Origin of the sequence: Dendrosporobacter quercicolus (genome assembly GCF_900104455.1) — a bacterium.
GTDB lineage: Bacteria > Bacillota > Negativicutes > DSM-1736 > Dendrosporobacteraceae > Dendrosporobacter > Dendrosporobacter quercicolus.
The window spans coordinates 866,471-880,880 of sequence record NZ_FNHB01000001.1; the positions used below are offsets into that span (position 1 = coordinate 866,471).

Annotated in this window: 17 protein-coding genes; all 17 read right to left on the reverse strand. The window is 47.0% G+C overall.

The window, feature by feature from the left end; all coding sequences use genetic code 11:
- Window positions 1-203: 203 nt before the first annotated feature.
- Window positions 204-464 carry a cell division topological specificity factor MinE gene (minE, locus tag BLR06_RS04225; RefSeq protein WP_422699816.1) on the reverse strand — a complete coding sequence of 87 codons (261 nt, stop codon included), beginning with the start codon at window positions 462-464 and terminating at the stop codon, window positions 204-206.
- A gap of 28 nt (window positions 465-492) precedes the next feature.
- On the reverse strand, window positions 493-1,284 hold the full coding sequence (minD, locus tag BLR06_RS04230) for a septum site-determining protein MinD (RefSeq protein ID WP_092068704.1): 792 nt from the start codon (window positions 1,282-1,284) through the stop codon (window positions 493-495).
- A gap of 13 nt (window positions 1,285-1,297) precedes the next feature.
- Window positions 1,298-1,921 carry a septum site-determining protein MinC gene (gene minC, locus BLR06_RS04235; RefSeq protein ID WP_092068709.1) on the reverse strand — a complete coding sequence of 208 codons (624 nt, stop codon included), beginning with the start codon at window positions 1,919-1,921 and terminating at the stop codon, window positions 1,298-1,300.
- A 152-nt stretch (window positions 1,922-2,073) separates the two neighbouring features.
- Window positions 2,074-3,912, reverse strand: coding sequence for a penicillin-binding protein 2 (gene mrdA / locus BLR06_RS04240; protein WP_092068712.1), 1,839 nt, complete (start codon window positions 3,910-3,912; stop codon window positions 2,074-2,076).
- A 50-nt stretch (window positions 3,913-3,962) separates the two neighbouring features.
- Window positions 3,963-4,442, reverse strand: a complete 480-nt coding sequence (gene mreD, locus BLR06_RS04245; RefSeq protein WP_092068715.1) for a rod shape-determining protein MreD — start codon at window positions 4,440-4,442, stop codon at window positions 3,963-3,965.
- The gene (gene mreC / locus BLR06_RS04250) at window positions 4,439-5,350 is read right to left on the reverse strand and encodes a rod shape-determining protein MreC (RefSeq protein WP_092068718.1); all 912 of its coding nucleotides are present in this window, start codon (window positions 5,348-5,350) and stop codon (window positions 4,439-4,441) included. The genes mreD and mreC overlap by 4 nt, the downstream gene beginning before the upstream one ends.
- Before the next feature lie 15 nt (window positions 5,351-5,365).
- Window positions 5,366-6,400 (reverse strand): rod shape-determining protein, encoded by a 1,035-nt coding sequence (locus tag BLR06_RS04255; protein WP_092068722.1) that lies wholly within the window; start codon window positions 6,398-6,400, stop codon window positions 5,366-5,368.
- A 131-nt stretch (window positions 6,401-6,531) separates the two neighbouring features.
- A complete protein-coding gene (gene radC / locus BLR06_RS04260; RefSeq protein WP_092068724.1) occupies window positions 6,532-7,233 on the reverse strand; it encodes a RadC family protein in 702 nt (233 codons plus the stop codon).
- Complete coding sequence (locus BLR06_RS04265) at window positions 7,230-7,799, reverse strand: Maf family protein (RefSeq protein WP_092068727.1); 570 nt, start codon at window positions 7,797-7,799, stop codon at window positions 7,230-7,232. Before BLR06_RS04265 ends, radC begins: the two co-directional genes overlap by 4 nt.
- A gap of 127 nt (window positions 7,800-7,926) precedes the next feature.
- A complete protein-coding gene (locus BLR06_RS04270; protein WP_092068729.1) occupies window positions 7,927-8,199 on the reverse strand; it encodes a DUF4321 domain-containing protein in 273 nt (90 codons plus the stop codon).
- A 408-nt stretch (window positions 8,200-8,607) separates the two neighbouring features.
- The gene (locus BLR06_RS04275; RefSeq protein ID WP_092068732.1) at window positions 8,608-9,006 is read right to left on the reverse strand and encodes a biotin/lipoyl-containing protein; all 399 of its coding nucleotides are present in this window, start codon (window positions 9,004-9,006) and stop codon (window positions 8,608-8,610) included.
- 125 nt (window positions 9,007-9,131) lie between these two features.
- The gene (locus BLR06_RS19155) at window positions 9,132-9,290 is read right to left on the reverse strand and encodes a methylmalonyl-CoA carboxyltransferase (RefSeq protein WP_245698014.1); all 159 of its coding nucleotides are present in this window, start codon (window positions 9,288-9,290) and stop codon (window positions 9,132-9,134) included.
- Window positions 9,291-9,302: 12 nt separating this feature from the next.
- Window positions 9,303-10,832, reverse strand: coding sequence for a methylmalonyl-CoA decarboxylase subunit alpha (mmdA, locus tag BLR06_RS04280; protein WP_092068735.1), 1,530 nt, complete (start codon window positions 10,830-10,832; stop codon window positions 9,303-9,305).
- 35 nt (window positions 10,833-10,867) lie between these two features.
- The gene (gene mce / locus BLR06_RS04285) at window positions 10,868-11,275 is read right to left on the reverse strand and encodes a methylmalonyl-CoA epimerase (RefSeq protein ID WP_092068739.1); all 408 of its coding nucleotides are present in this window, start codon (window positions 11,273-11,275) and stop codon (window positions 10,868-10,870) included.
- A 59-nt stretch (window positions 11,276-11,334) separates the two neighbouring features.
- Window positions 11,335-12,273, reverse strand: a complete 939-nt coding sequence (meaB, locus tag BLR06_RS04290; protein ID WP_092068742.1) for a methylmalonyl Co-A mutase-associated GTPase MeaB — start codon at window positions 12,271-12,273, stop codon at window positions 11,335-11,337.
- Window positions 12,274-12,339: 66 nt separating this feature from the next.
- Window positions 12,340-12,732 (reverse strand): cobalamin B12-binding domain-containing protein, encoded by a 393-nt coding sequence (locus BLR06_RS04295; protein ID WP_092068745.1) that lies wholly within the window; start codon window positions 12,730-12,732, stop codon window positions 12,340-12,342.
- 23 nt (window positions 12,733-12,755) lie between these two features.
- On the reverse strand, window positions 12,756-14,402 hold the full coding sequence (locus BLR06_RS04300; RefSeq protein WP_092068748.1) for an acyl-CoA mutase large subunit family protein: 1,647 nt from the start codon (window positions 14,400-14,402) through the stop codon (window positions 12,756-12,758).
- Window positions 14,403-14,410 lie beyond the last annotated feature (8 nt).

Here is a 14,410-nt window from a genome sequence, read left to right on the forward strand (position 1 = left end):
CCATCTATATTATTATAATCGTATTTGCTTACTACGTCTATATGAGATAGCCCCATCCCGGGCTTTGCTTTTAGCGTAAGCCTGTATCTGCAACACTCTGTACATCATTGGCACATAAGTAATAAGCACAGAAGAATACCTTCTGTGCTTGAAACTGCAAATTGACCTAAATTCAAAATCAAAACTAGTACCGACGCACGGTACTAATCTTTCTGTCCGCCGCGTTTCATCCGGTGCACAGGAATATTTGCCACCAGCGCCACAGAGGAATTGGTATTGGTAAGGCTCACTTCCATTTCCTTTTCATTGATCTCCATATAATTTGATATCACTTTAATCATATCATCTTTAAGCACTTCCATGAACTGGGGCGAAACATTGACCCGGTCATGAACCAATACCAACCGCAAACGCTCCTTAGCTATATTTTTTGAACCGGCGGATTCCTTGCCAAACATTTTCATTAGTAGGTCAAACAAAAGTCTCCCCTCCTTAAATACCTAACATTTTTTTAATTTTGCTAAAAAAGCCCTCATTCGTCTCAAAGGTCATCAGCGGAACATTCTCCCCTATTAACCTTCTGACAATATTTTTATAAGCTGTACTGGCCAGGGATACCGGATTGGTAATCGCTGGTTCTCCCCGATTTGTGGAAATAACGATGTATTCATCCTCAGGAATAATTCCCAGTAAATCAACCGCCAGGATTTCAATAATATCATCAATATCCATCATATCGCCCTTTTTGACCATCTTGGGCCGGATGCGGTTCACAATAAGTTTTGGATTGCTTTTTCCCTCAGATTCCAGCAGTCCGATAATCCGGTCGGCGTCACGTACTGCTGAAACCTCAGGCGTTGTAACAATAATAGCGCGTTCAGCCCCGGCGATGGCATTCTTAAAGCCCTGTTCGATACCGGCCGGACAGTCAATAACAACATAATCAAACTCCTGCGCTAACTCCTGACATAACTGTTTCATTTGATCCGGGTTGACAGCCGTTTTATCGCGGGTCTGAGCGGCCGGCAATAAATACAAGGTTTCATAACGTTTATCACGAATAAGCGCCTGCTTTAAACGGCAGTTCCCCTCAGTGACGTCTACCAAGTCATAAACAATGCGGTTCTCCAGCCCCATGACCACATCCAAATTGCGTAAACCAATATCAGCATCCACTAAAACCACTTTTTTCCCCATTAATGCAAAGCCTGTTCCCAGATTGGCGGTTGTTGTTGTTTTTCCAACGCCACCCTTACCAGACGTTACGACAATTACTTCACCCATTCAGCGTAACCTCCTATTTATTCGCTGGACCAATCACAATGACACTGTCCTGTATTCTTGCCGTTTCAACCCGTTCGGACTTATCAAGTTCGTCGGGTGCTCTTGCAATGACATTCGCTATTCTAATTTGCGCCGCCAATAACCGGTCAGCCGTAATTGAAGCGGTATCGTCCCCAAAAAATCCGGCATGAACAATGCCGCGGCATGTCCCATGAATGACAATATTACCGCCTGCGATAACCTTTGCCCCGGGATTGACATCCCCCATCAGGATAACCGAGCCGTTATGGAAAATTTCCTGTCCGCCGCGCAAAGTTCTGGTAACAACTAAAGTCTGAGCCGATTCAACAGTTAGCGCCTCCAATTCGGCCTTCCCGTTTTCCGCCCGGCGTTCAAGCGCTTCCTGTAAAGTGATTCCATACTCGGCAAATAATCCGATAAGTTCTTCCTGCTGCGCAGCTGTTAGCAACCTTAACTCCAGCGGAGACATCTGCACAACAGTCCCTGGCGTAAAAAAATTAACCGCTGACCCTAATTTCGCTTTTAACTGTTCAACCATATGTTCAAATTCAACAGCCTCATTAACTACCAATAACAAACCATCCCGGCTGCCTTTAATAACAACATCCTCACGCATGCTTTACTCCCAAATTTTACCATGTATTAGTCTGCATTTCTACTACCATTTCGCTTTTTTTACCAATAATCCTGCTGTTGTTTATATTAATATTATGGTATCAGCGGCAAAAACCCGGCTAAACAGCCCGTTTTCAGTCTCCATTCAACCTGTTATAATGCTGTTTGGGGTTGATAAACTTTAGCCTCAATACCGGCAGACGGCGCCTGATTGATATTAAAAGCCGCTTCCATAATTTTTTTGGCGATGGGAACCGCTGAGGCTGTGCCAAATCCGCCTTGCTCAACAACTACGGCAATGACAATACTGGGATCTTCATAAGGTCCATAACAGATAAACCAGCCGTGATCCCGGCCATGAGAATTTTCTGATGTACCGGTTTTACCGGCTATCGCAATCGGAAAATTGGCAAAACCACCAGCCGCCGTACCCCCTTCCGCCGCAGCGGCTCTCAGTGATTCGCGAATGAGAGCTAAGGTCGGCCCGGAAAGTTTGAGCCGCCCAACCTCTTCCGGACTAAATGTTTGCAGCACGGCGCCGCTGGGTGAAGTAATTTTACTTACAAGATAAGGCCGGTAGCGATAGCCGCCATTGGCTATCTCACTCATGACTACCGCCATTTGCAGCGGCGTAGCCAGTTGAAACCCCTGACCGATAGCGGCATCAAAGGTTTCCGACAAATACCAGTCCTCCTTATAAACTCTTTCCTTATATTTGCGATTGGCCACTAACCCCTCTGCTTCATTTGGCAGTTCAATTCCGGTAGCTACGCCTAAACCAAACATGCGGGCATACTTCTCCAAGCTGTCAATCCCCAGCCGGTTGCCCATTTCATAAAAGTAAACATTATCAGACTTAGACATTGCTTCTCTAAAATTAATCCAGCCAAGCGCTTCCCCCTCGGCATTTCCTTTGGGAATAATCCAGTGACGGCCTGTATCTAAAATCTTTTCTTCCGGAGTTACCTTACCCAGCTCCAGCGCCGCCGCTCCGGTGACTATTTTAAAGGTTGAACCGGGAGGATATTCGCCGGAAATAACCTTATTATCCATTGGATGATTCGGGTTCTCACTTAACTCTTTCCAGTTTTTAAATGAAATACCGCCGGCAAATAAATTAGGGTTAAACGCCGGCCGGCTGACCATTGCCAAAATTTCCCCCGATTTAGGATTCATGACGACAACGGCGGCAGCTTTCGCATTTATATGGTGAGTCTTTGTCTGTAAATACTTCAACTGTTCATCAACAGCAGCTTCAGCAGCCTTCTGGATACGGTGGTCGATCGTCAGTACCAAATTGTTGCCCGGGACGGGATCTTTATTGCCAAGTATCTGCACCGGCCGTCCTGTAACGTCAACCTCGACCTGGCCGCCGCCGTCAGTCCCCCGCAGTTCTTTATCATATACCTTTTCCAACCCGAATTTACCGATGATATCCCCGAGTTTATAACCTTCCGCCTTCCGGTTTTCCAGTTCAATATCATTGATTTCACTGACATAACCAAAGACATGGGCAGCCAGTTCATTATTGACATAATTCCGAATAGGCTGAATTTCAATAACAACGCCTGGCAGCTCACTTTTGCGTTCTTCAATTTTCGTTACAATATCAGGCCCAAGATCGCTTTTTATTCTAATCGGCTCAAAACTGCCATTCTGCTGACTGAGCTTAGCGTATATTCCATCCGGTGCAACGTTCAATATTCCGGCAAGTTTTTGAATTACCTCATCTGGAACAGGACCGGTAAGAGGCAGCAAGGATACCGTAAAACCCGGTCGGTTAGATACCATTAAGATGCCATTACGGTCATAAAACAATCCCCGGGGAGCCATCACTGGTATGAGTCTGATCCGGTTGCCGTCGGCTAAATTCCCGTAATACTGGCCCTGTAAAACCTGTAAATAGCCTATTCTGGTCAACAGTGAAACCATAACCAGCAAAACAATCAGCGAAAGCATCTCCAGACGGTTGTTGGAGCGTTTGACCAGCAATGCCAGCCCCCCTTTTATGAGCGTAATTAGGGCACCCCCCAGGGGTGCCCCTACTTGATTTTACTCACCCGATAGATTACTTGATGTACAGGAATAGCAACTATCACGTTATAAATAACCAGCGGCAGTACGTTGTTCACCAGCGCCGGCGCCAGTTCTATCTTATACCCAAGCAACAAAAGGATGACAAAAGTAATGGCACTGTTGAAGACAGTGGCTATACTCATAGCTAGCACCGGCAATAAAAGATGTTCCTTAAATACCTGGCGTTCCGCCATGCCAAACAGATACCCGATGATCAGTTTCGATAAGGTATTGACCCCAAAAATATTCCCGCCCGCCAGATCCTGCAGCAAACCGGCGAGAAAACCAAGGCTAACGCCCTGCTCTTTTCCTAACAGCAAGCTTGAAGAAACTACAACAATAAGCAATAAATCCGGCCACACCCCGTTAAATGACGCCAGCGGCAGTATTGTAGCCTGAAGGATCAGTGAAGCGACCACAATAACCATCCACAATATGACCTTCATTGCAGACCTCCCGGCAGCCTGCCGGTCTGGCCCGCCGGCCCTGCAGGCTGGCCTGGCGGAAGCGCCGGCAATGCCGGTGCGGACTGACGCGAACGTACGATAACCAATACCTCTTCCAGTCTATCAAAATCCACCGCTGTCTTCAAGACAGCATATTTCAGTAATCCGCCTTCTTCATTGATTACATCAGTGACTTCACCCACCAGCAATCCTTTGGGATAAATACCGCCAAAACCCGATGTAATAATTTTATCGCCTGCGATGATATCAGCGTCCCTGGCGATATTCACCATGCGCGGGGCAAGCTTGTTGCCGCTGTTGCCTTCAACAATGGCGGCAACTCTTGATTCCGCCCGTTGAACCAACGAACCTACCGCGCTGCGCGGATCAAGGATTAATTGAACTTTGGCGGAATTACTGTAAACGCTGACAACATTCCCCACAAGTCCCTGTGGCGTAACTACCGGCATGTCTTTCGCAATGCCATCTGCTGTACCCCGGTTTATTACTATAGTGCTGGTCCAAGTCCCCGGATCACGCGCTACCACGGCGGCAGTAACAAAATCAAACTGCGGCGCTCCCTGTTGATAATTTAACATCGCCCGCAACCGTTCATTTTCTGCCATAATTTCGGTTGTATTAAGACTGGTTTGCTTAAGCTGTTCATTCTCCAACTTCAATGATTGGTTTTCGCCATATACGGTTATCACCTGCCCTACAACTGAACCGGCGTTACGAAAACTATACCCCACCTTCGAAGCAGCATACTCAACCGGAGCCAAAATTGTGGTAATCAGTCTTTCACTAAAGGCAGCCTTATATTTACCCTGTGCCGCGGAAATGGCCAGCAAAAAGACGGTAATTACAGCCACCGCCAGAATGACCGCCTTTTTGTTTAGCAAACGCACCTTTTTGGCTCCCTTCTATCCAAATTTTTTCGGTGTCATTAAGACTCGCTTGAGTAAATCGATGCTCTCCAGCGCCCGTCCTGTTCCTTCGCCAACACAGGACAAAGCTTCGTCGGCAATATGAACCGGCATTCCGGTCTCCCTGCTCAACAACATATCAAGGCCCCTAAGCAAAGAACCTCCACCGGTCATGACAATGCCACGATCCATGATATCCGATGCCAGCTCAGGCGGAGTTTTCTCCAAAGTAACCTTGACTGCCTCAACAATGCCTGAAACAGGCTCACTCAACGCCTGCTGAACCTCGCGGGCCTTGATCGTCAAGGTCTTAGGCAGACCGCTGACTAAATCCCGGCCGCGGATGTCCATAGACTCATCAATTTCCGGCGCTATTGCCGCACCCACCGTAATTTTGACCTCTTCAGCCGTGCGTTCACCAATCATCAGGTTATAAGTCCGCTTAATATATTGCACAATGGCCTCGTCCATCTCATCACCGCCAATGCGAATGGAACGGCTGGTAACAATGCCGCCCAGGGAGATAACGGCTACTTCTGTCGTTCCGCCGCCAATATCAACAACCATATTTCCAGTTGGCTCATGAACCGGCAAGCCGGCTCCAATCGCGGCTGCCATTGGCTCCTCAATCAGATAGGCCTCTCTCGCTCCCGCCTGAATCGTGGCATCAATGACCGCCCTTTTTTCCACTTCAGTTACACCTGAAGGAACGCCAACCACTACCCGGGGCCGGATAAAGGATTTTGTATCCATTGCTTTTCTGATGAAATACTTAAGCATCGCCTGAGTAACGTCAAAATCAGCAATTACCCCGTCTTTTAACGGTCTCACAGCAACTATATTACCAGGGGTCCGGCCAATCATTTGTTTTGCTTCTTCCCCCACAGCCAAAATTTCACCCGTGTCCCGCTGGATAGCTACAACTGACGGTTCGCGCAGTACAATTCCCCGCCCTTTTACATGTACCAGCGTATTGGCAGTGCCAAGGTCTATCCCCATATCACGTGATAATGATCCAAATAGCTTCCACATACCTACAACCCCTTTCATCAAAACCAAACCCTTGCTTCAAAATATAAAATAAAATGACTGATTGAACTGATCAATGAGTGAAGCGCTCACCCTGTAAAAGCGGATGCCACCGCAGCTTTTATCAGCCAATCCTATGCTATTATTCCCTTTTCTTTAAGGCTTACATACTTGTTATCCCCGATAATTACATGGTCAAGCACCGAAATATCCAAAATCTTCCCTGCTTTAACTAATTTTCGGGTAAGCTCAATATCTTCTGTACTAGGTGTCGGATCACCGCTGGGATGATTATGTACCAGGATTACCGAGGCAGCCGAGTAGTTAATTGCTTCTTTAAACAACTCCCGCGGATGCACTAACGAAGCGTTAAGCGTACCCACCGAAATAGTGGGGGCTGCTAAAATATGATTTTTTGTGGACAGAAGGATACCAATAAAATGTTCTTTTGTCTCATAACGCAATTTAGCCATCATATAATTGGCGGCATCGCCAGGAGACAGAATTGCCGGCCGCGCACCAGGCACTAAAGACGCCAGACGTTTACCGATTTCAACGGCAGCGGCCACTGTCACCGCTTTAGCCAAACCAATTCCTTTAATTTTCCGCATCTCCTGTGGCGTCAGCACTGCCAACCCGGCCAGTCCCAGGTCTTCATATTTTTTTAACAAACGTTCGGCCAGTCGCAAAACCGAATCAGCTTTGCCGCCGGTGCGCAGTAAAATGGCCAATAGTTCGGCGTTACTTAAAGCAGCGGCGCCTTTTGTCAGCATCTTTTCGCGGGGGCGTTCTTCTTTGGGCAATTCTTTCAGCATCAGGGGCTTGTCAGCAATCATAATAATTCAATACCAGCCTTTGTTAAAAGTCTAGCTAAGTTACTTAACGGCAGTCCCACAACATTGGTATAGCAACCTTCTATACGCTCAACCAACAATGCGCCAAGTCCTTGAATTGCATATGCTCCAGCCTTATCCAAAGGCTCGCCGGTAGCAATGTATCGATCTATTTGAGCGGCGGTAAGTTCCTGAATAGTAACTTCGGTCCGCGCGAAGTCAGTCCACACCCGTCCATTGCCAACCACAGCCAAACCAGTAATAACGAAGTGGCTGCGCCCTGCCAACTTCGTCAGCATTTGCCTGGCGGTAAAGTCATCATTGGGCTTGCCAAAAACCTGACCGTCAACTACGACAATCGTATCAGCCCCAATCACCACATCATTGCGGCCCGCCAAGCCCGCCACAGCGCTTGCCTTGGCCCTGGCATGGTATACTGCCAGCTGGTGCGGCGGCATAGACAGCTGATTATCTTCATTAACATCACTTGTTATTACTGAAAACTTGCAGCCCACCTGTTCAAGCAGCTGTTTCCTGCGCGGCGATGCCGAAGCTAAAATGATAGACATGACTTACCCCCATAAAACAAAGTCACAACCCCTGGCTTACATTAAGCTTTCGGCCGGCAATACAGCTCAGGCTGCTCTTAAGCAGGTCAAAAAGATCTTTGAATGGCCGTAGGCTAAAACTGAGTCATCAAATGCGTTGAAATAAAAAAATTGCCGCAATCACACCGATGATACTCATTATATTGGGCTGCAGGGAAAAACCTGCAATAAACTTAACCACATACAAGTTTATTGCCACCGGCGGCACATCAATAATCTGATAATTTTTCACCAAATAAGGCGCCATGCCGGTTAAAGCAGCAGAGCCGGCAACAAACTCACCTAAAATCCCGCCTATCACTGCGCCGGTAATAAGAAACAAAGCCAATAAACCATAACCCTTGCTTTTTCCGCTCCGCAAACTTATACCTCCAGTATCTGATATTAACACCTTATTATATACAACTATACTATCTTCTACTTAAATGAAAGAAATCCTTGCCGAACAGCAATGATTTTTAGGGAAACTTGCCATAAACAAAATGAAAATTCTACCAAATTCTCAAGAAACCAATGAGCTTTTTCTTATTCTTGCCTAAATGCAAAAAAGGAACCGCAGGCTCCTCCCCAAGGTAAAAACGATTTAGTTGAATAAAGCCATAAGCAGCACAGTTAAAGAACAAGGTAAAGCGATGCCGTACACTGAGAGGGCCCAGGCTTTATGACAAAGACAGCTTTGGATAATAATGCAATAGCGCTTGGTCTGGTCTCATGCACCATAAAAAAACCGCACGGAATTTACCGTGCGGTTTTCAAAAGGAGTAAAATATTAACCAATAACGGCCATAACCTCGCCGGGTTTAACATTTTGGCCAGCAGCTACATTGACGGATTTCACCGTACCATCAACAGGAGCGCCGATTTCATTTTGCATTTTCATCGCTTCAAGAATCAAAACGATATCGCCTTTTTTCACTTTTTGCCCGGCTGCGGCAACAACTTTAACAATTTTTCCAGGCATTGGAGCATTTACAGGAGTATCACCGGCGCCAACCACAGCAGCAGCGGCTGGTGCAGCAGGAGCGGCTGCCGGTTTAGCAGGAGCGGCAGGAGCAGCAGCGGCGGCAGCTGCAGGTTTGGCAGCTGCAGGAGCTTGAGCAGCCGCTTTTACTTCTTCAACTTCTACCTCAAAAGCAGTACCATTAACTTTAATGTTAAACTTTTTCATCCTTTATTCCTCCAAAATTTTAATAAATATGTTGTGGCCATTGCCAAGTAAAGCTACCTACGCTAAGTAACCAGCGTCTACCTGGCTTATAAACCAGCCACGAATTGTTCTGAAAGCATGCTTGATTAATGAGCATTCATTAATTTCTGGCGACCGGTGAGCGACCATATTGTGCTCGGCTTGATCCGAAGCGCCAGAGCACCTGTACCCATTACGGCAGTCACTGCAGCAGCGACTGCCGCCACTACGTCCGGGCTAACGCCTTTAGCATCTATTTTCATCATTTTCACCTTTCCTTATAACGGAATATTGCCATGTTTCTTTGCCGGACGAGCTTCTCGCTTGCTGGCCAGCATGTTCAAGGCGGTGATAATACGAGGTCTGGTTTCTTTTGGCTCAATTACGATATCGACAAAGCCGCGCTCGGCAGCTTTATACGGAGTGGCAAATTCTTCAATATATTTTGCCGTTTTGGCTTCGACATCAGGATCTTTTCTAAAGATGATATTGGCAGCACCGGATGGACCCATAACGGCAATTTCCGCTGTCGGCCAGGCCAATACCTGATCAGCTCCCAAATCCTGGGCGCACATGGCCAGGTACGAACCGCCGTAAGCTTTACGGGTAATAACGGTAACCTTAGGCACGGTAGCTTCCGAATAAGCATACAACATCTTAGCGCCATGGCGAATAATACCGCCGTATTCCTGGTCGGTGCCGGGCAGAAAGCCAGGTACATCCACAAGATTGACAAGCGGAATATTAAACGCATCACAAAAACGGATGAAGCGTGATGACTTAGTAGATGCATTGATGTCAAGGCAACCAGCCATTACCGATGGCTGACTGGCAATAATACCAACAGACTGACCGTCAAAACGGGCAAAGCAGGTAATAATGTTGCGGGCATAGTGCTCATGAACTTCATAGAATTCGCCATTGTCAACAATTAGCTTGATTACTTCCTTCATGTCATAAGGCATGTTGGGATTGTCAGGCAACAGAGTATTCAAGCCTTCTTCCGTACGGTCGGGTGAATCTCCCGTTTCGACAACCGGGGCATCTTCCAGGTTGTTGCTAGGCAGGAAGCTGAGTAGATAACGGATTTGCTCAATACAATCGGTTTCATTTTCGGCTGCAAAATGGGCCACTCCGGAAGTACTGTTATGAGTCATAGCGCCGCCAAGTTGTTCGGCAGTTACTTCTTCAGCAGTAACCGATTTAATTACAGCCGGACCGGTAATAAACATTTGGCTGGTATTCTTAACCATATAAATAAAGTCGGTTAAGGCAGGTGAGTAAACCGCTCCGCCGGCGCAAGGCCCCATAATAACGGAGATCTGCGGAATTACACCTGAAGCCAGCGTATTTTTATAGAATATTCCACCATAGCCGGATAACGCATCGACAGCTTCCTGAATACGAGCACCGCCGGAATCGTTAATACCAATCACAGGCGCACCCATTTTCATTGCCAGATCCAACACTTTACAAATCTTTGCTGCATGCATTTCGCCAAGTGAACCGCCTTCAACGGTAAAATCCTGGGCAAATGCATAAACGAGGCGTCCGTTAACAGTACCATAACCTGTCACAACGCCTTCGCCGGGCAGTACTTTTTCATTCATGCCAAAATTAACACAACGATGCGCAACAAATTGATCCAGCTCCACAAAAGTTCCTGCATCAAAGAACAAATCGATACGCTCACGGGCAGTATGTTTACCTGAAGCATGTTGCTTTTCAATACGCTTCACACCACCGCCAAGCAGGATTTTCTCCTGCCTGGATTTAAGGTCCTGAATTTTTTCCTGGACAGTAGCCATCTTATACCTCCTACAAGATCACTGATTATACCGAATTACTTGCGTTCTGACAATTCAAGCAAAATACCGCCGGTTGCCTTGGGATGAACAAAAGCAATGCTGGCGCCGCCTGCACCATAGCGAGGCTTTTCGTCGATCAGACGAACTCCTTTTTCCTTCAAGTCAGCCAAAGCGTTTTCAAGATTGTCGACCCGCAAAGCAACATGCTGGATACCTTCGCCATTCTTATCAATATATTTGGCGATAGGGCCATCCGGTGAAGTGGATTCCAGGAGTTCAACCTCGCTGTCACCACATGGGATGAAGCAGACTTTTACCTTTTGCTGTTCAACAACTTCTTCCCCAAGAGCGGTCATACCCAAAACTTCTGTGTAGAATTTCTTAGCCTGTTCCAAATCTTTTACCGCAATGCCAATGTGATCAACCTTAGTGACTTTAAACATTTACTCTACCTCCTTTTTCGCAAGCTATTTATGTGTTTAAACAGTAATATCTCATTTGATTACTTGAGAATAACCCCTAATAACTCATTTACAACACTGTAAGGGTCTTTTTGCCGTTGCTGAACCTGCGTTACCAATTGCTCAAACTGGCCTGACCCGCTAATATGGCGTAGCACATACCGGCCAAGCTGATCTTCAATCATTGATAAAAGCTCATTTTTTGTCCGCTCTGTGCGGCGCAATGCCAGCGCTCCGGTTTGATTAAGGTGCGCTAAATGCTCAGCCACTGTGGCCACAAGTTCCTCAATGCCTTGATTCTGGCTGGCAACTGTTCGTTTGATCGGCGGACGCCAGTCAAGTTTATCCTGATTTAAATCCAGCATCATTTCCAGTTCAATATTCAACTTTTCTACGCCATCCCGATCGGCTTTGTTAATTGCAAAAATATCGCCAATTTCCAAAATTCCCGCCTTGATTGCCTGAATATCATCGCCCAGTCCCGGCACTAATACGACCAAGGTAGTATCGGCAGCCTTGACAATATCTACCTCTGACTGACCCACACCCACAGTTTCCACAAAAACGACATCTTTACCAGATGCATCCATGATTTTTACTACTTCGGCAGTCTTATGCGATAATCCTCCTAAACTGCCCCTAGTTCCCATACTTCTAATAAAAACGCCCTCATCTAAAGTAAGTTCGTTCATCCGTATACGGTCGCCAAGAATGGCCCCGCCGGAAAAAGGGCTGGTCGGGTCAACTGCGATGATCCCTACAGTCTTCCCCTGACGCCGGTATTCCTTAGCCAGCTTGTCAGTCAGCGTACTTTTCCCTGCCCCGGGCGGGCCTGTAACCCCAATGACCTGAGCCCGTCCGGTATGAGGATAAAGTTTTTGCATAATTTCCACTGCTGTTTCATATTCGTTCTCAACTGCGGTTATCGCCCGCGACAAAGCCAGTCTGGAACCAGCCAGTAATTCTTTCGCTATATCCATGCTTAACACCACCTTATGGCATATGTTGTCCTGTTTTAAAGACAACATATGCCACAACTCCACTAATTATTTTACGTTTTCTTTGATAAAGTCAACAATAGCGGTGGTAGGTGTGCCTGGAGTAAACACCCCGGCTACACCGGCGGCTTTAAGCGCTGGAATATCAGCGTCAGGAATAACTCCACCACCAACAATCAGTACGTCATCCATGCCTTTACCCCTCACAAGTTCAACCACCCGCGGGAAAAGATGCGGATGAGCACCGGATAACAGGCTTAGCGCCACAACATTAACATCCTCCTGCAGAGCAGCCTCGGCAATTTGCTCAGGCGTCTGGCGCAGACCGGTATAGATTACTTCAAAGCCGGCGTCACGGAGAGCGCGGGCTACGACTTTGGCGCCGCGGTCATGTCCGTCCAGACCGGGTTTTGCTACTAATACTCTAATACGTTTTTCCATCGTGTTGTCCCTCCAACTCGCTCTTATAGGTTTACATGCGCTTCGTATTCACCGAATACTCTACGCATTACGCCGCAAATTTCTCCAAGTGTTGCATAGGCTTTAACGGCATCCAGAATGAATGGCATCAGGTTGACCTGATCATCTTTGCATGCAGCTTCCAAAGCAGTCAGTTTATCGCTAACCGCGGCATTATCGCGCTTCGCCCTGAGGTCAGCCAGTTTTTTCTTTTGGAGTTCACCCACTGATGAATCAACCCGCAAAAGTCCTTCCACCGGTTTTTCCTCAACTTGGAATTTGTTAACGCCAACAATGACACGGTCGCCTTTTTCCACTTCCATTTGCCATTTATAGGCACTATCCTGGATTTCCTTTTGAATGTAACCTTTTTCAATTGCAGTTACAGCGCCGCCGATTTCATCAATTTTCTTGATATATTCCCAGGCTTCTTTTTCAATTTGATCTGTCAGGGCTTCCACATAATAGGAACCGCCGAGCGGATCGACGACATCAGCTAAACCGCTTTCATAAGCAACGACCTGTTGGGTACGAAGGGCAATACGTACAGAATTTTCAGTTGGCAGAGCCAAAGCTTCATCCTTGGAATTGGTGTGCAGGGACTGGGTTCCCCCCATAACGGCAGCCGCAGTTTGCAGGGCAACACGAATGATGTTGTTGTCAGGCTGCTGGGCAGTCAGCATTGAACCGGCGGTTTGGGTGTGAACACGCAGCATCCAGGACTTAGGATTGGTAGCGCCAAAACGCTCCTTCATCACTTTCGCCCAAACGCGACGGGACGCCCGGAATTTTGCAACTTCTTCCAGCACATTATTATGGGCATTCCAGAAGAACGACAACCGTCCGGCAAACGCGTCAACATTCAATCCGGCTTTGATTGCGGCTTCGCAATAAGCGATACCGTCGGCAATCGTAAAGGCAATTTCCTGTGATGCCGTCGAACCGGCTTCACGAATATGGTAACCGGAAATGGATATGGTATTCCAGTTCGGCACTTCTTTTGAGCAGTATTCAAATATATTGGTAATCAAACGCATGGAAGGCTTCGGCGGAAAAATGTATGTACCGCGCGCAGCATATTCCTTTAAAATATCATTTTGGATGGTGCCGTTTAACTTATCGGCAGAAACCCCCTGCTTCTCGGCGACAGCGATATACATTGCCAACAGGACCGAAGCCGGGGCATTGATGGTCATTGATGTTGAGACTTTTCCAAGGTCGATTTGATCAAACAAAATCTCCATATCGGCTAAAGAATCAATTGCAACGCCGACCTTGCCAACTTCTCCCGTGGAAATTTCATCATCTGAATCATAGCCGATTTGCGTTGGCAGGTCAAATGCGCAGGATAAACCTGTGGCGCCTGACTCAATCAGATAACGATATCGTTTGTTGGATTCCTCGGCGGTGGAGAAACCGGCATACATCCGCATGGTCCAGAAGCGGCCGCGGTACATGGTTGGCTGCACCCCGCGGGTGAACGGATAGGAGCCAGGGAACCCCAGATCACGTTCATAATCCAGACCTTCAACATCCGCTGGAGTATACAGTCTTTGTTCGGGCAGGTTTTTCCGCTCTGGGAATTTAGCGGATGCTTTCTCTACTTTCGCATTATACTCTGCCAATTTGATTTTTAAGTTTTCATTGCTCATTTAAGTAT